Source organism: Streptomyces sp. NPDC037242 (genome assembly GCF_055604165.1).
In genome coordinates this window covers 57111-73459 of the sequence record NZ_JBVJUY010000023.1, presented here as the reverse complement: position 1 = coordinate 73459, position 16349 = coordinate 57111, and the positions used below count along the sequence as shown (strand labels likewise).

13 protein-coding genes are annotated in these 16349 nt (G+C 70.4%); 6 read left to right on the top strand and 7 right to left on the bottom strand.

The genetic code is table 11. The annotated features are described in order from the left end of the window. Positions 1 to 77: 77 nt before the first annotated feature. From ACZ7GJ_RS25505 to ACZ7GJ_RS25495, 3 genes are all read left to right on the top strand, one after another. Positions 78 to 608, top strand: coding sequence for a hypothetical protein (locus ACZ7GJ_RS25505; protein ID WP_470755003.1), 531 nt, complete (start codon positions 78 to 80; stop codon positions 606 to 608). 45 nt (positions 609 to 653) lie between these two features. Next, positions 654 to 806: a hypothetical protein gene (locus tag ACZ7GJ_RS25500; RefSeq protein WP_470755001.1), complete on the top strand. Its 153-nt coding sequence runs from the start codon at positions 654 to 656 to the stop codon at positions 804 to 806. 253 nt (positions 807 to 1059) lie between these two features. Further along, positions 1060 to 1797 (top strand): hypothetical protein, encoded by a 738-nt coding sequence (locus tag ACZ7GJ_RS25495; protein ID WP_470755000.1) that lies wholly within the window; start codon positions 1060 to 1062, stop codon positions 1795 to 1797. Positions 1798 to 2153: 356 nt separating this feature from the next. Here the strand turns inward: ACZ7GJ_RS25495 and ACZ7GJ_RS25490 are convergent, their stop codons facing one another. The 5 genes from ACZ7GJ_RS25490 to ACZ7GJ_RS25470 are packed head-to-tail and all read right to left on the bottom strand — an operon-like array spanning position 2154 to position 7303. Next, entirely contained in the window at positions 2154 to 2876 is a 723-nt protein-coding gene (locus ACZ7GJ_RS25490) for a type I-E CRISPR-associated protein Cas6/Cse3/CasE (RefSeq protein ID WP_470754994.1), read from the bottom strand. Next, positions 2873 to 3718, bottom strand: a complete 846-nt coding sequence (gene cas5e / locus ACZ7GJ_RS25485; protein WP_470754993.1) for a type I-E CRISPR-associated protein Cas5/CasD — start codon at positions 3716 to 3718, stop codon at positions 2873 to 2875. Before cas5e ends, ACZ7GJ_RS25490 begins: the two co-directional genes overlap by 4 nt. Continuing rightward, positions 3715 to 5088, bottom strand: coding sequence for a type I-E CRISPR-associated protein Cas7/Cse4/CasC (locus ACZ7GJ_RS25480; protein ID WP_470754991.1), 1374 nt, complete (start codon positions 5086 to 5088; stop codon positions 3715 to 3717). The genes cas5e and ACZ7GJ_RS25480 overlap by 4 nt, the downstream gene beginning before the upstream one ends. Beyond that, positions 5085 to 5717 (bottom strand): type I-E CRISPR-associated protein Cse2/CasB, encoded by a 633-nt coding sequence (gene casB, locus ACZ7GJ_RS25475; protein ID WP_470754990.1) that lies wholly within the window; start codon positions 5715 to 5717, stop codon positions 5085 to 5087. Before casB ends, ACZ7GJ_RS25480 begins: the two co-directional genes overlap by 4 nt. Further along, complete coding sequence (locus tag ACZ7GJ_RS25470) at positions 5714 to 7303, bottom strand: type I-E CRISPR-associated protein Cse1/CasA (RefSeq protein ID WP_470754989.1); 1590 nt, start codon at positions 7301 to 7303, stop codon at positions 5714 to 5716. Before ACZ7GJ_RS25470 ends, casB begins: the two co-directional genes overlap by 4 nt. A gap of 77 nt (positions 7304 to 7380) precedes the next feature. Here ACZ7GJ_RS25470 and cas3 point away from each other — a divergent pair, with 77 nt between their 5' ends. Next, positions 7381 to 10407 carry a CRISPR-associated helicase Cas3' gene (cas3, locus tag ACZ7GJ_RS25465; RefSeq protein WP_470754987.1) on the top strand — a complete coding sequence of 1009 codons (3027 nt, stop codon included), beginning with the start codon at positions 7381 to 7383 and terminating at the stop codon, positions 10405 to 10407. A gap of 126 nt (positions 10408 to 10533) precedes the next feature. Here the strand turns inward: cas3 and ACZ7GJ_RS25460 are convergent, their stop codons facing one another. After that, complete coding sequence (locus ACZ7GJ_RS25460; RefSeq protein ID WP_470754985.1) at positions 10534 to 11262, bottom strand: hypothetical protein; 729 nt, start codon at positions 11260 to 11262, stop codon at positions 10534 to 10536. Positions 11263 to 11307: 45 nt separating this feature from the next. After that, positions 11308 to 11487 carry a hypothetical protein gene (locus ACZ7GJ_RS25455; RefSeq protein ID WP_470754984.1) on the bottom strand — a complete coding sequence of 60 codons (180 nt, stop codon included), beginning with the start codon at positions 11485 to 11487 and terminating at the stop codon, positions 11308 to 11310. A gap of 237 nt (positions 11488 to 11724) precedes the next feature. Here ACZ7GJ_RS25455 and ACZ7GJ_RS25450 point away from each other — a divergent pair, with 237 nt between their 5' ends. Both ACZ7GJ_RS25450 and ACZ7GJ_RS25445 read left to right on the top strand, forming a co-directional pair. Then, a complete protein-coding gene (locus ACZ7GJ_RS25450) occupies positions 11725 to 15405 on the top strand; it encodes a hypothetical protein (protein ID WP_470754983.1) in 3681 nt (1226 codons plus the stop codon). Continuing rightward, positions 15384 to 16265, top strand: a complete 882-nt coding sequence (locus tag ACZ7GJ_RS25445) for an SUKH-3 domain-containing protein (protein WP_470754982.1) — start codon at positions 15384 to 15386, stop codon at positions 16263 to 16265. The genes ACZ7GJ_RS25450 and ACZ7GJ_RS25445 overlap by 22 nt, the downstream gene beginning before the upstream one ends. Positions 16266 to 16349 lie beyond the last annotated feature (84 nt).

Here is a 16349-nt window from a genome sequence, read left to right as displayed (position 1 = left end):
CGCGTGTTGGTCAGCCGGGTCCGGGCGACAACTCCATCGGCGGGCCCCTACTGTGGCCGGCCGGTGAGCCCTGGCCGATGTGCGCCGAACCGGACCACTACAAGCCGCTCGCCGCGCCCGTCGGGCCCGAGCCGGTCGCGATGGTCCCGGTCGTCCAGTTGTACGGACGGGACGTGCCCGGTCTCGTCTTCCCCGCCGGTACCGACCTGTTGCAGATCCTGTGGTGCCCGCTCGTGCACGAGGACGACCAGTACGCGGCCAACCCTCGGCTCCACTGGAGCAACACCGCGCTGACGGCCGCCGACGGGCAACCACCCCGCCCGCACACCGCGGAGGAGGAGTACCTGCCCCGCCCGTGCACGGTGTCTCCCACCCCAGCTGTGGAATACCCGAACTGGGACCTTCCGGAAGGCCTGGGCGAGCTGCTCGGCGAGCGCTTCGAGGCCCTGCAGGAGGAGCACGGCTTCAGCTACTTCGACGTGGCCACCACGCAACAGAGCAAGGTCGGAGGCTACCCGGGGTGGACCCAGCCGCCGAACTGGCCCGACTGCACGGCCTGCGGCACCCGCATGGAACACCTGCTCAGCGTCACCGCGACCGAACCCTGAATGGGCCGTTGGCTTCCCTTGGACGACCGGGACCCCGGTCAGGATGTGGCCTCGCCCCAGTCCTGGCGAGCCGAGGCCGATCCCTCCGCCTTCGACGCGTTCGGACACGACATGGACCTAGGCGACCTCGGCGGCACGTACTTCTTCGTCTGCCGCATCTGCCCGGACACCCCCTACGCCCACCGCTACGACTGCTGAATCCGGCATAAACGGATCCGCATGGGCAGGTGCGGTCAGCCCGACTTTTGTCCGCGGACAAAAGTCGGGGCTCTCAAGTCGGGGAGTGCGGCTGGAGCAGGGCACTGGTGCACCGGCCGGAGTGGCCGCCTATCGGTGCCTCGGCTCCCTTCACTCCGCCTTGCGATGGACGCATGCAGCGGAGACAGCGGCCTCGCGCCGGGGTGCTCTGATGCGACAACCATGGTGGGACAGGTCCCAGTACGGTGGGGCGGTGCTGCTCCCCACCGTCCCGCGCATCCGCCTGCTGTCCCCCGACCGGCCGACTATCGACACGCCGTTCGGCCCGCTGACCTTTGCCACGGCCCTTGGGAACACTCGTCTTCCGCCGCTGCCCGATGAGCTTTTCGGGCTACCGGGCGGCCGCACTGTAGCCCGCTGGGTCCGGCCCGCGGCCTGCGTCGAGTTGCTGCTGACCCCCTACGATCCCGAACTCGACCCCGAGGTCTGGGGGCCGCTGACCGGCTGCCGCGCGGCAGTCTGGCGGATCGACGTCCTTGCGCCGCTCGGGCGAGTGACGTTCTCGGCGGGGCTGCCGGTTCGGCTTCCGGAGAACGCCGACGCCGGCTGGGACGGGGGGCAGGCGCTGGCTGCCATCACAGTGGAGGACGAGAAGACGCGGCTCACCGTCGGCGGCAACGACGAGGAGGCGATCTGTGGGGCGGTCCACGCGGGCGAGGTACCCCGGCGGTGGGCGGCGCTGATCGACGAGGTGTACGACCGCTCGTTCAGCACATGGGGCGTGGACTTCGGCCACAGCCACGGCATGTCCTGGAGGCTGCCTCCGCTGGAGGCCGGCGACCACTGCGAACTCCCGGTGGTGACAGCCTGGGCCCCGGTGGCGGACGAGAGCGGCAACACGTGGCACGCCGTCATGCCATCGCCAACGGTGCTGCTGCGTCACGTCGCTGCCGAGTCGGCCAGGCGGTCCGACGCTCCGGGAACGGGCTGATCACGATCTGAGCCACAGCCGGATCCTGTGTTGAGACCTGCTGGAGGGTCCCGACTTTTGTCCGCGGACAAAAGTCGGGGGAGTCGCGGGCGCCCAACAAGCAGCCAGGCCTTGCTCTGCCTCGGCCGGCGCCGGGCCGACGTCTTCTTCGTGATGACCCGCGATGGGACCTTCTACGAATCACGTCCGGCGGCAGCGGTCATGCGCCCGCTGCCAAAGAGCCACCGTCGCTGCCTGCGCCTGCTGCCAGGTGTCCTTCGCCGGCGCGCTCACCCTGTTCGCGAGACCTCCGCGAGTGCAGGTGTGGCGCCCGACTTTTGTCCGCGGACAAAAGTCGGGGCGCTCGAGTCGGCTTCTCATCGGGTGAGGATGAGGCCGCAGCTGTAGGCGCGGGCGTGGCCGATGCCGTTGGAGAGGGACTCCACCAGGACCTCGGGGTCCGTGACCGTCAAGGAGCCGCGGATCTCGGCGCGGGCGATGCGCAGGCCCTTGTGGGGTGCGGGGCTGGAGACGGTCGGCAGCATGCGGATCCCCAGGCCGGCCGGGTCTGCGGTGGCGCCGATCCTGGACAGGCCGCCCTCGCCCGTAGCGGGTTCGCCCTCCGCCTGGAGACGTCGGACGAACCAGTTCTTGACGTGCTCGGGATTGCTGTGCGGTACCCGGGTGCCGCGGACCTTCTCGGAGACGGGCCTGCCCGTCGGCTTGCTGCGGGTCGGGTTGACCACTGTGCGGAAGCCGAGGACGTCGCCTGCTGTGAGCGCTCGGTCGACGGTGATGGTGTGCGGCTTGCCGGTGAGCGCGTCCTGCGGGATCCGGCTCCAGTCGCCCGGGACCCGAGACTGGACGACCAGGACGAGAGCTGCAGCCTTGAGGTCCACCGACCACGTCGAGAGGATGCCCATCTGGGAACGGGCGGTGGGATCGCCGTCCTCGACCCAGCCGCGGAATCCGCTCATCACCGTGCGGTGCATGTCCTGGGCGTCCACGAGGGACTTCGCGACGAAGGGGTGGCGGGCGTTCAGGGTCAGCACGGAGTGCGTGGCGATGAAGCGGGCCGTCGTGGTGCGTGTGGTCTTCACAGGATGATGTCCCAGTCGCTGGCGGTCGGGGCGATGGTGACGCGCGTACGGGTTTCCCACCGGGTGGTGTGTGCCCGGCGAGCAGGGTCGAAGCTGACGGGCTGGTCATTGACAGCGGAGGCGCCGGGCGCCCCCGCGGGGGCCTGGATCCAGGCCCAGGGCCTGCGCTGCGGTGACGTCTCCTGCTCCGGGACGGGCAGCAGCTGCTTGGCGGCGAAGGCCTCGGTGAGAGTGCCGGGCAGAATGCCGGCGGCCAGAGTGCCGGAGGGCGGGCAGGACTTGCGGCCCAGCCACAGCAGCTGTTGGGGGTGCTCCAGGGCGTGAGCGATCTCCTCCAGCCACCCCCGGTCCTCGTGTTGGAGCCCGACCAGAAACGCGGCGTCCGACAGATACCAGCGCTCGGTGATCAGTGCCGAACGGTGGAGCTCACCGGAGACGAGAGCCCCGGACACGGGATCTGCGGCGATCTTCTTGGGGGCCCCGTACCAGCCAGCCAGCTCGTGGTGGCCGAAGCTGTCACCGGTGGCCGAGTCCAGGCTCGCGGAGACGGCAGCGGCGCGCCGGTGGTCGGTGATGATGTCGCGCGGACGCAGGGGGTACCGGCCGGCTCCGACCGAGTGGTAGTCCCGTACCGGGGTGCCCGGATGGTCTGCGCGGACCCCGAAGAGGAGCCCTGCGAGATCGTCCACCGGGTCGGTGCGGTCCCTGCCGAGGGCGGCGGCGCAGAGGCCGATGACGGCAGATTTCGTGGGCCGGGTGTGGGTGTCGCGGCGCGAGAAGCGCGACACCGCCCCCCAGGACTGCAAGGGGGCGGCGAGCCGTACGAGCAGGACGTGCGTCACGCCGTCAGCTCCTTGATGGACGACACCTTGGTCGCACCCAGGTCTCCCAGCTCTCCCAGGAGGCCGTCGATCTGCGGGTCGTACGTGAGCACGCGACCGGTCTTGATGTCGTCGCGCCTGCCGCTGACGAAGACGTGGTGGGTCAGCAGCCGCTTCACGGCTGCCGGGCCGGCAGGGCCGTCGCCTCCCTTGTCCTCTCCCATTCCGTCCTTGCGGACCGGGGACTCGTCGATGGGCTGCTGGAAGGCTGCCGCGTAGTTGTACGGACGCTCGCCCTCGAAGGCGAGGACCAAGGCGGGCAGCGATCCGGTGGACGCGGTCGAGTTCTTCTTCGCCTCGGGGAAGGCGTCCACGAAGGCGTTGACGAACTCCGCCTCGGCTGCGACGGACGCGTCCTGGGCCTCCTCTGCGGTCATCCCGGCGGCCTGGAGGTTCTTCCGCAGCTTGCGCCGGTCGAGTACGGCATGCCGGTAGAAGGTGCCGGTGATCAGGGACTGGTAGCCGGTCATGCCGGCTCCGGCGTCGTCGGCCGCGTCCAGGAAGTCGAGGGCGTTCTTCTTGCGGTCGAGCTTGGCGTCGTCCGCGGCGGCATAGAAATCGTCGACCTGCTCGGCCTCGTGCACGGTGAAGGCGTGGCTGCTCTGGACGGCGCCGTCCACGTTGGGGGAGTCCGCGATCTCCGCGAGGAAGCGTCCGTAGAGGGCGATGTCGATGGCGTCGCGCGGTGCGAGGGCGGTCAGGACCGCGGCGCGGGTCTCCTTCGGCAGCGCGGGCAGGGCCTTCGTATCGGTGCCGGCCGCTTCCTCGGTGTCCTCGTCGACCTCCGCAGGCTCCGCCGTCTTGCGCGCACCCTTCTTGGGCTTGGCCGCGGCTGCCTGCGCAGCAACGTAGTCAGCCGTCCAGACGCGGAGTTCCTCACCGCGTGCCTCGATGTGGGCGGCGATCCGGGAGCCCGCGTCGGCGGGCGCGAAGAGCAGTACCTTGGTCAGATTCGCGACGGTCTTCTTGGCCGGGTCGCCGAACTTCAGGCCCGTGGCCTCGATGACCGCGCGGGCCGCCACGACGGCCTCGTCCTTGTCCCAGCCGTGCTCGGAGGCCAGCGCACGGGCGGTGATCAGCGCCCACTCGCGGGTCCGCAGGCTCATGGTCCGCCCGGACAGGGCACCGATGCCCGCGTTGGCGCGCTCGCGGGCGTGGACGCGCTCGGCTCGGCGACGGGCCTGGCTGGTGATCATGTGCCGCTCGGCGCCGCCGTACACGATCGATTTGGGCGAGCCGTTCTCGTCCCGCACAGGCAGCACGGCGACGAGGGTCTCCAGCAGGTGGAGCGAGAGGAACGGGCTACCGCTGGAGGAGGCATTGCTGGTCACTTGGTGGTGCCCTTCTTGATCGTTTCGGCGGTCTTGTCGCTCGTCCCGGTGCTTGCGGAGCGGGTTGGCGGAGCGTGGAAGTCCACGGCCCAGGTGTCGGCGACCCGGGCCTTGCGGTCGTTCCACTGGCTGAGGTCGTCGGCGAGCCGCGCCCAAGAGGGAGGCGCCTTCTCACAGGACCGGAGCCGGGTGACCGCGTGCTGGAGGTGGCGCCAGGGAACGCGGCGACTGGCGACGATCCGGTCGATCAGACGGGCTGCCCCGGGGTCGCCCGGGCCCCGGCCGAGGCCGTTGCCGATCCTTCGAGACGCGGTACCGAGACTGCCGAAGCCGTACGAGGGCCTCGACGCCCCCCGGTGGTAGAGGGCGAACAGGAAGGCCACCTGCTCGAACACCTCACGCTGGTCCGGGTCGAACCAGCCTGCCCGGATGTGGGCGTTGGTGCGTACGCGGGGTCGGCGTAGATCCGCGAGTTGTCCGTACTCCCGGTTGCGGACCAGAGAGGTGAGCCAGGCCGTGAGTTGCTCGCTCGACGTCCTCTCCGCCCGCTCGGGTGGCAGGTCCTCGTTCTGTGGAGTGCCAGGTGTGGAAGCCCCGTTCACGTCCTCGTGCGCGGTCTCGGTGCTCATGCGCTGTCCCCTCGAAGTTCGTCCGGGGCCTTGGGGCCCTTCAGCTCGTCGTCGAGTCGCCGCAGCGCCTCGGCCCGGGCTTTGAAGCCGCGGGAGTTCCTGGGCAGCGAGTCGAGGCGGCTTCTGAGAAACCTCGGTGCCGCGTCGGCGAGCGTGTGCGCGTAGTCGAGGAGCACGTCGTGCAGGGGTGCCCCGAGGGCTGTCTCCTCCAGCAGGACGTCGAACGGCTCAGCCGTCGCGGCCCAATGCTCGCCGCGTGCATCGAAGCGGGCGATCTGGCCGGCCTTGTCCGCGGGCTTCGGGCTCGGATAGGCGACAGTCCAGGCCGTGTAGGCGGCCTTGCCGAGGGAGGAGGCGACGTACTCGGCGATGTCCGAGCCGCGTTTGGAGGCGTGGAACAACTGGTGCTGTCGGCCGGGCATGAAGGGGAAGTTGCCGGCCACCCAGGTGACGGCTGTCGTCTGCTTGGCGACGAGGCCGACCGCCCAGAGGCTTATCTCGCGGGCGTGGTGGGTGGACTGACTGGGGAGCATGGCCAGGCGCCCGTAGAGGTCCATGCCCTGCTCGCGCTTGGCGACAGCGGCATAGAGGGCGTGGGCGTCGCGCCACAGGGCGCGGGTGGCGGAAGCCCACAGCGGTTTCTCCACCCCACCTGCGGTGGTGCTGTACACGGCGTCCTGGAGGTGGAGTGCCGGCTGGAGGGTGAGGAGTTCCCCGGCGCCGATGAGGACCCGGTCGACGGCGGGAGAGCCGTCGGGTGTGGTGGTCGGGCGCATCAGGATGGAACGGCCGAGATAGCTGTGCAGATCGGCCGGGCCGCTCACGGACCGGCCGGCCGGCTTGGTCCGGAAGCCCCGGCGCTCCTGCTTTCCGGCGGTCCACGAGCGGTTGAAGACCCCGGGGAGGTCGGCGGACGGCGTCAGGTTGAGCCGCAGGGTCTCACCGAGGGTCGATCCGAGGGCCACGACCCGGATCCGGCCGCCGAGGCGTCCGACGGCCAGGTTGGTGATCGTGGGGCCGAGGGTTTCCTTGCCGGAAATGCGGGCGCGTCCGCCGGGCCCGTACACGTGCTGAGTGAGCATGGCCCGAAACGCTGCGTCGGCGGGTAGCGGAGCCGGGTGCTCGAGGTGGTGGTGGTCGAAGAGCTGGCAGTAGTCACCCACATGCTCGATGACCAGCTGGGCGGGGCCTGCCCCGTGCGCGTCCAGATAGGGCGAGAGGAGCGAATTCTGGCCGAGCGGTTCGGTGGGGTGGAAGAGGTCCCAGTCGTTGTCCGGCTGCCCGGCCAGCCAATCGGCGGCCTTGGTGAGCGGCTGCTTCTCGAGAACCCATGTGCGCCATTCGCGTGCGGTGGCCGGATAGGTTTCCGACGCGTAGCAGATGGCCAGCAGATACTCGATGAGCGCGACCGTCTCGCCCGGGGTGGATCCGCTGACGGAGCGCAGCTCGTCCGCCTGTTCGAGCAAGTCCACGAGGGACGGGTAGACGGTTTCCCCGCCCAGTGTCAGTGCCGGGATGCATGCTTCCCTTCGGGGGTCCCAATGAGGGCGGACCGCCTCGCGGGGCAGGGTGCCTAATTCAGCCAAGGTGCATCGATTGCTCTCTGCTCGTAACGGTTCCTTGCTGGAATGAGGCAGGACGCTAGCACGCGGAAGAGGGCGCTATGGCAGGTTCTGGGAATGCCAACTACCAAACCTGCAACTGGTGTTGGGGAAAGACCGACCGTGAGGGGGTATCGGCGCAGGCTGGTGGGCCGTCATGGAATCCGCTGCTCGCACACCTGCTGGACACGGCTGCCGTAGCCCTCGAATTGTGGGACCGCTATCTCCCCGCCCCCGTGCGCGAGCGCTTCGCCGATGCCTTCGGCGGCGGTAGCGAAACGGTGGCCCGGTCGGTCGTCGCCTACCTCGTTGCCCTGCACGACCTGGGCAAGGCAGCGCCCGCATTCCTCGGCCAGTTCGGGAGCGGACGGTCCGCGACGGTCCGTATGCGCCGGGAACGCGAGAAGTGGGAGGAGCAAGCCCGTGCGGCCGGGCTCCCCCTTCCCGAGGCGTGGGAGGGACTTGCGGCGGCCCGCCATGAGCACATCACCGCCGCGGTACTGCCGCGTCTGATCGGCTGCGAGTGCCCCGAGTTCCTGGACGGCGAGCAATGCACCGCACCGGAGCACGAGGGGCTGTACACCGCCGCCTACTGCCTCGGTGGCCACCACGGGCACATCCCCGACGCCGACACCGTCGGAAGGGCGTTCGGCGCCGCGGGTGGAGCCGACTGGGACGCAGTGCGCACCGCCCTGGTCGAGGCTGCCGCGGGACCCCTCCGGATCGACCTCGGGCGCCTGCCCGAACTGGTACGGCCGTCCCGGCCGGCCACCCTGGTGCTGTTCACCGGCCTGGTGGTGCTCAGCGACTGGATCGCCTCGGACACGGACCGCTTCCCGTATGCCGAGCCCACTGACGACACCCCGACCCTATGGCAGAACTCATGCCACCACGCGGCGAAGGCGATCACGGCGCTGCGCCTTGACCGCTGGCGCCCCAAGGACGCCAACTGGGGGCAGCTGTGGCCGGGCACGCGACCGCGCCGATTCCAGGCGGATGCGATGAACCTCATGCCGGCTCAGGGCCAGGCCTTGATCATCGTGGAATCCGACACCGGATCGGGCAAGACGCGGCTTGCCTTGTGGTGCGCACACCACCTTGCCGTCCGCTCCGGCTATCAGGGCAGCTATCTGGCCATGCCCACCCGGGCTGCCACCAACCAGGTCGCCCTGGAGGTCGAGCGCTTCCTGCCCAACGCGGTGGACGCGGACGCGGGTGAGGTGAACCTGGCCCTGGTCCACGGCACCGCCCGCGCAACAAACCTTGCCCACCGGCTCATCGACGCAGTCCGCGCGCCACAAGTCGACAGGGACGCAGGCCCCGACGACCTGGCCCCCGCCGTTCGCGAGATCCTCAGTTCGGACGACGGCGATGGGCAGAGGCCGGCAAGGGCGGTCCTGGACCCCTGGTATCTGAGGCGCTGCCTCGGCCTGGTCTCCACGTTCGGCATCGGCACCGTCGACCAGCTGGTTCTCGCGGCCCAGCGCTCACGCCACTGGTTCCTGCGAATGTTCGGACTTGCCTGCAAGACCGTGATCATCGACGAGGCACACGCTTACGAGCTCTACCAGCAGCAGTTGCTGGGCGCGGCGGTGGAATGGCTCGCGGACGCGGGCGCTTCCGTCGTCGTCCTGTCTGCCACCCTGCCCGCATCGGTGAGGGCGGCGATCACCCGGTCCTGGTGCACCGGGCTGCGCGTGGAACCGAGCGACGCGGGCGAACAAGGCCCGATCACGGTCATCGACGGCGCCGGCGCGATCCGCAGAGGAGGCCCTCGCCCCCACGAGGTGGAACCGCTGCGCACGACGGTCAGCCTTGATCCCGACCCCGGACCGCGCGCACTAGCGGCCCGCCTCCTCGAGCAGGCCAGGAGAGGCGGCTGCGTCGGCGTGGTCCGCACACGCGTGGACTCTGCCGTGGCGCTGTACGAAGCGGCCCGGGCCCAGGCGACGCAGTACGGCTGGGACCCGCAGGAGGTGCTCCTGCTGCACGGCAGGAAGATGCCGCGCGAACGCCAACCGATGGAGGAGCGCCTGACGGAGCTGCTCGGCCCGGTCGAGGACGGGGCGCGGCGCGGCGGCAAGCCGAATCCGGAGCGCCCGGGGCGGCTGCTGGTGATCGCGACCCAGGTCATCGAGCAGTCCCTCGACCTGGACTTCGACTACCTGGTGTCGGACCTCGCTCCGATCGACCTCCTCATCCAACGGCGCGGCCGACAGCACCGCCATCGTGAGAACGACCCGGGCCGCCCCGCTTGGTGTAGCGAGGCCTCGCCCGACGGCGGGCGCGCGGCTGCCCGGATGCTGGTCCTGTACCGCCCCGACCCGCGGGACGAAGGCATTCCCCTCGTGGAACCGGGATCCGGCGGGGGGCATCCGGGCAACGCGGACGGTCTCGTCTACGCCCCGTACGTACTCGCTGCCACCTGCCGGGAGCTGATGGGCCGGCGCCACCCGGACGGGCCGGTCCGCCTCTCCACACCCAAGGACAGCTCCGAGCTCCTGGACGCCGTATACGGCCCGCAGCAGACGGCGGACGATGCGTGGGGCCCACTGCTCGACCGCACGTGGAAGGCCTGGCAGGACTCCCTGCAACACGAGGAATCGGAAGCGATCGGCCGCATCCGCCGCCCCTACCTCGGCGAACGGGGCGTTGCGACCGGCATCGAGGAACTGGCCTCAGGTCGCCATCACGGGGACGGGGACCACGGCGGCCTACCTGGGCTCCGCGCAGTCTCCCGGCTCGGCGATCCTTCGGTCAGCGCCGTCTGCCTGTACCAACACGGGGACGAGCTGACTTACGACGCGGCGGGCACCCTCCGGGCCGACCTCCGAATGCTCGACCGATCCCCCGAAGGAGTCATCGCGCGCCGCAGGCAGGAGCGCGACCTGCTCCTCAACTCGGTGTCCATACCGGCCCACTGGTTCACCGGTGGCAACCCACTGCCCTATCCGGACACCTGGCCGCAGTCGGATCACCCCTTGCTCAAGCGGACCCACGTCGCCCTCTTCGACTCTCAGGGGTCATGCATCGCGGGCCCGGCAGGCCGGATCCGCTACGACGTGGTCACCGGGCTGACGAAGGGGTGAGGGGACGATCCATCCCCGCGAGCGCGGGGCCCTGACCTGCTCTGCTCGTAACGAGGTCCATCCCCGCAGGCGCGGGGGTACTGCGCTGCCGCCGAGGGTAGCGGCGGGGCGTTCGAAGGACCAGGGTCACTTGACCTGGCCTCTGCGGTGCGGGCCGAAGGGCCAGCGCCTTCGTGTAGCGCGAGACGGCTGAGGCGCCGACTGCAACGACACGGGCGGGATGGCGGTGGTGGTGGCGGGCTCCGGTATGTACGGGCACGTCGGAGCGTGGGGCCCGTTCTGCGGTTCCGTGGCGCCGCGGACCAGAACACAGCGGTCGTGGCGGGCACGTGGGTCGCCGTATCCGGCGTGGGAGGTGGGAGCGAGAGGGCGGTTGACGCTGTGCACCAGGCCCTCCAAGGTGTCCGCGAAGTTCCAGCACGTCGCGTACACCCTGCCCTCATGGAGCCATTCCGTGCGGCTGACCGGCCTGCTGAGCACGGTCTCGAACCACGCCGCGCACCGTGCGGCGAGCTCCTCCACAGGACCGGTCGCGTGGGAAAGGCCGAACGCGGAAGTCTCGTAGATGTTGAAGAGCTGGTCGCTGACCCTACCGGCCCGCACGTGAGTGCCGTAGAAGTGCACGGCCCATTCACCCAGCACAGCGGGGCGTTCTTCGTCGAGGAGGGAGACATGGACCAGCAGCGACGAATCGTCTTCGGGGCGACCGACGTCGCTGTGCGCCGGCGGCACACGCCAGGAAGCGGCCCGAGCTTGCAAGGCTTCGATGAAAGCAAGCTCGCGTTCGTCGAAGTCCCAGGGTTCTTCGCCGTACTGTTGAGGGTCCTCAACCACGAACCACCAGTTCTTGTCCACGGGGCAACTTTAGAAGCTCACCACGGCAGTCGTGCCTGTGCAACGTCACCGCTGGCCGCGACGCCGCAGGAGGATCGTAAGCGTGGCGCGGGCGTCGCGCCGTCGCTCCGGGCTGCGGGCGACGACCGAGACCGCGGCCACCGTGAACACGGCGCCGGTGTAGGCGAGGCCGGTGATCGCGGTCAGCGCGGCCGCGTCGTGGAGTACTGACGGCAGGATGGACATGCGGGGCTCCCCCTGAGGCAGGTCGCCCGCCGGTCTTCTCCGGCGGGCTTCGGTGTCACAGGTATGCCGGGTCCGGAGTACTTCCGGCGATGTCCGCACTGTCGGCGGCGGCGTAAGTAGGCTGCTCAGACGGCGGATGACGATGTTTCCGGAGAAGCCTCCGGCGAGCGGCGAAGGGTAGGTCGGACCCTGGATGAGGGGGCGAGCGCGCCGAGCTTCACAGAGGAGCTGCGCGCGTTGTACGAGGCCGCCGGCGGCGGCGGGGAGCTGAAGCTCGACACCCTCGTGAGGCTCGGTGCCAAGCACGGGGTCAAGGTGGGTGACTCCACGATCAGCGGCTGGATGAGTACGAAGCGTCCCGCCGTACCGGGCGAGCAGTACACGGACTTCGTGCTCAAGGTGCTCGTCCCAGACCTCGAAGCCCGGGCCTCACGGCGTTCCGCCACCCACCGCACGACGAGCCCCGACGGGTGGCGCTCCCGCCTCCGCTCCGCGCAGGCGAACAGCAGGGGCAGGCAGGGCGGCCGCGGCCCCCGCAGCACCGCGCAGTCGCCCGCCCGCCTCCACGGCCATCCGGCAATGGTCAGGCAGAACGTTCTCCCGAGGGACTTCGCCGGCCGGGAGCCGGAGTTGGACGAGCTGTACGCCTTCGCTGGCGCCCCGCAAGGTCAGGAACCCGCTTACGCCTGGTGGCAGGCCGACGCCTGGGCTGGGAAGTCCGCGCTGCTGGCCTGGTTCGTGCTGCGGCACCTGCCCTCCGGGGTCGACGCCGTCAGCTTCTTCATCGCCGAGCGGCTCGGCACCGACGACCGGGAGACGTTCGTCAGGGACGTGACCGAACAGCTCGCCGCCGTCGCCGGGAAGAAGCTCCCGGCGGGGCCCCGGCGGCCGGAGCACCTGTTCGACCTCTACGAGGTGGCGGCGAGGGCCAGTGTCAGCCGCGGCCGTACCCTGCTGCTCGTCGTCGACGGGATGGACGAGGACTCCGGCGCGGGCGTGCGCGGACGGAGCATCGCCGCCCTGCTGCCCCGGCAGCCGCTGCCGGGCCTGCGCGTCATCGTCTCGGGGCGGCCGAACCCCACCGTCCCCAACGACGTCCCGCCCGACCATCCCCTGCGGAGCCCCGGCGTCGTCCGCCGACTCGCCCCGTCTCCCGCCGCACGGGTCATCCGGGACATGGCCGTGCGGGACCTGGAAGCCCTGCTGGACTATCCCGGCGTCGGCAGCGACCTCGTGGGCCTGCTCGCAGTGGCCAGGGGCGCCCTCGCCGGCAAAGACCTGGCCGAGCTCGCGGCGGTCCGCCCACACGACGTGGACAAGCTGCTCCGCACCGTCGTCGGCCGCAATGTGGCACCGGACGACACCGACCACCTCCGTCCGGACCGGCAAGGGGACCTGACCCGGCGGACGACCTACGTACTCGCCCACGACAAGCTCCGCGAGGCCGCGGCCGAGGCTCTCGGCGAAGCTGAGCTGGCCCGCTACGAAGCGCAGCTGCACGCCTGGGCCATTGGATACCGGGACAGAGGCTGGCCGGCCGCTACGCCGGACTACCTCCTCACCGGCTACACCCGCCTGGCCCGGCGCAGCGCCGATACCCAGCGGCTTACGGCACTCGTCCTGGATCCGCTGCGGCAGCTCCGCCTGGTGGAGCGCTCCGGCGTGGACATCGCCCTCTCGGACCTCGACCTGGCAGTGGAGGCCGCGCATGGCGACACCCCGCAGAGCCTCACCGTGCTGGCGGGCGCCGCGGTATCGAGGGAATTCGTGCTCCGGCACACCCGCGCCCTGCCCCGTTCCGTGGCCCCTGCGGCGGCGCGGCTCGGCGACGCCGCACGGGCCAGAACCCTGGCGCTGGCCTCACCCCATGCCATCACCAGGGCAGCCGCATTGACCGATGTGGCCCGTGTGCTGGCGGACATCGGCCACCCGAGTGCCAGGGAGATCGCGCGGGAGGGCGCGGCATGGGCACGTACGGCTCGCCGCCAAGCCCTGCCTCTCCCGGGCGAGGAGGGCGATGCGGAGGGAGTCGTAGCCCGGGCAGCGGCCGCACTGATCGCGACGGAGCAAGAGGACGCGGGGCTGGACCTGCTCCGTTCGACAAGGGGAGCGAGCACAGAGAGATACGTGGCGTGGACGGAAGCCGTCCGTCTCCTGGCACCCCACCGTCCACAAGCGGCGTCGGTACTCCTCGACACCCTGGAGGAGGAAGCAGAGGACCTGGCGGACGGGCAGGACTCGCGCTCCCCCGAGGGGCCGGCCACCTCGATGCAGATCTGGGCGATCCTGGCGGCCGCCGCGCCTGAGCGTGCGGACCGCCTGTACGAACGGATCCTCCATCACGCCCAGGACACCTGGGCCCGGTCACCGACGCTGGCGAACGTCGTGATCCTGGCGAGCGCGGCGTCGGACCTGGCAGGTAGCCGTCCGCAGGAGGCTGCCGCTCTGGCGGAACGGGGCAGGCAGTACGTCGAGTCCGATGTGCGGGACCCCGGGGCGGTGTCGCAGGCAGACAGCTCGCACATGGCCCTTGGCGTCTCGCAGACCCTCGAGATGCTCGTGCAAGCCCTCGATGACACGGGGATCCCTGCCGAACGAGAGCGGAAGCTCTTGGGCGAGGTGCTGGAACGACTCCTCGCAGACCGGCCGGGCGTCGACGAAGGCGTGCCGACGGAGGAATCCGATCGGCGCCGGAAGGCCGACATTCTCGCCGCAGAGGCCGTCCAGCTTGCGGATGCGGACAGGAACGAAGAGGCGAAGCACTGCCTGGATACGGCACTGGACCTGCTGCGAGAAGGCGGCTTTGGTGCGCAGCACGTCCCCTCATGGTTGCCGGCCCTGGCGGGCGCGCTCGTATGGACAGGGCTGCACGCGGAGGCCGAGGGGCTCGTCGCAGAACTGGCCGGACCAGCCCAACGGGCCCGAGCCACCGCCGCGGTCTCACTCGCGCACGGGGCTTCCGGGCGCTCGGACGTCGCGTACGAACGGGCCCGTGAGGCTGCAGGGGCAGCCGGAGCCGCCCTCGATGCCGTAAGCGCCTGGGCCTGCGCGGCACACGCACTGGCCTGCGCCGGACAGGCGGAGGAAGCCCTGGCACTCATCCAGCGGGCGGAACCGTCGCAGCGCACGGCGAAGGCCGCCTGGCGTGCGGCGGCCCGCCAGGCTCGTATCGCGGTCGCAGCGGGGGTCGCCGTCCATGACCCGGAAGCCGCTGCGCGCCTGATCGACGAAGAACGGGAGCGCTTGCTCGCCGCCCGGAACAGGCCGCGTGGAATGGCCAGGCTCCTAGCCGACCTGGCCGAACTCCTGCCCGCCGCAGAGCACACGGCGGAGAGCTGCCGGGGCCGGCTCCGCGATGCGATCCGTGCCGCCCTCGCCTACGCGGAAGAGCCGCCGCAGGCCTGGAAGCACGAAACCGTTCTGGTGCACGCCGTCCTGGGGGCGGCGGCGGGCAAGGACGTGACCCGTCAGCTGGACTGGCTGGAGCAGAGTCTGCGGTTCGAACCGCCAGAGCGACTACCCATGGGCGGAATCGTCGTGCTCCAAGTACTGCTCGGAGACGCCGTCGAGGCTTCACGGCTGGTCCGTCGCCTGTCGGCTCCGGAAGCCCGTGCGGAGGCCTTCGCTGCCGCTGCGGGCCACCTGGCCCGGGTGCCCGCCCAGGTACCCCCCGCCAAGGGCCTTGCGGAGGCGGACCCCTTCACCGCTACGATCCGTGCTCTCGCGCTGACCTCCTCCCGGCCTGCAGCCGCTGACGACCAGGCCGCAGCCCACTTCGTACGGCAGGCCCTGGAGGGTGCGGGCTGGCACCATGCCCTACCGGTGCTGGCACAGATCGCTCCCGAAGCGGTCGCCCGCGTCCAAGACATCGCTCTCACCCACATCCGGGCGGGGAGATGCGGCAACGCACACGACTGACGGGGAGGGCCCAGCAGATGTCGCATCGTCAAGGGGAGGGATCGGAAGGCGCGCAGCGCAGTCCTGCCGAAGCTTGGGCGGCGCTCGCGCAGGTGTACGGACCGCCGCCCTCGCAGGAGGCTGCCAAGGCAAGGCCGTCCATGTGGGCGCTCCTTCAGGCTGCGAGGCGCGAGCCCTTCTTGGGCTCCATGTACCCGTGGATCTCGATGGAGCAGATCAGCGTGTCCATATCGGATCACTGGGAGGACTGGGGGCACGAACCGCTCCCGGCGATGTACGCCAGACCCGATCGGTACTCGGTCGTGGGCCGTCCCAGAGATGAACGACAGGTCGCCCTGGAGACGTCAGACCCCGCCGAAGCCGCCGCGTTCGCCGCACGCATCGTCCGCGAGCGGCAGGCGGCGCCGGAGGAGCCGTACGTCTGGCCGGCCGAGGTGGAAAGGGTGTTGCGTGCCGCGGGCTGGTATCTGGGCAGGAGTCACGACACGACACCGTGGCGGGAGCAGCTGGAAGCGGACGGCTTCCGCATGCACCCTGCCGCCGAGGAGTTCCTGCGCGAATTCGGTGGGCTGACGGTCGGCAGCGGTGGCCCCGGGATCACCCGCGCGAGGGAGGCCTTCGAACTCGACCCGTTGCTCGCTCTCGGTGAGGACGACCGTTTTGGCGAGTGGGGTGAGGAGATCGGCCGCCACCTGTTTCCCCTGGGGGAACTCGGCCACGGCCATGCGTTCCTCGGCCTGGACGAGCAGGGTGAGCTGTACGTTGTGTCGAGTTGGCTGGCCCGGTTCGGCCGCATGCCCCTGGCTATGGAGAACCTCGTCCTCGGGGTGATGCCGGTCCGCAGCCCACGGGTTCCCTGAGTACCTTCCGGCTGGCCCGACTTTTGTCCGCGGACAAAAGTCGGGCCGGGGAACGGCTCACCAGCGGAGTCCGGTTGAAGTACC

Excerpts from the sequence above, each read along its gene's own strand:
- ACZ7GJ_RS25505 (WP_470755003.1), top strand. The coding sequence starts at position 78 with ATGTGCGCCGAACCGGACCACTACAAGCCGCTCGCCGCGCCCGTCGGG.
- casB (WP_470754990.1), bottom strand. The coding sequence starts at position 5,717 with ATGAGCACCGAGACCGCGCACGAGGACGTGAACGGGGCTTCCACACCT.
- cas3 (WP_470754987.1), top strand. The coding sequence starts at position 7,381 with ATGGCAGGTTCTGGGAATGCCAACTACCAAACCTGCAACTGGTGTTGG.
- ACZ7GJ_RS25455 (WP_470754984.1), bottom strand. The coding sequence starts at position 11,487 with ATGTCCATCCTGCCGTCAGTACTCCACGACGCGGCCGCGCTGACCGCG.
- ACZ7GJ_RS25445 (WP_470754982.1), top strand. The coding sequence starts at position 15,384 with ATGCGGCAACGCACACGACTGACGGGGAGGGCCCAGCAGATGTCGCAT.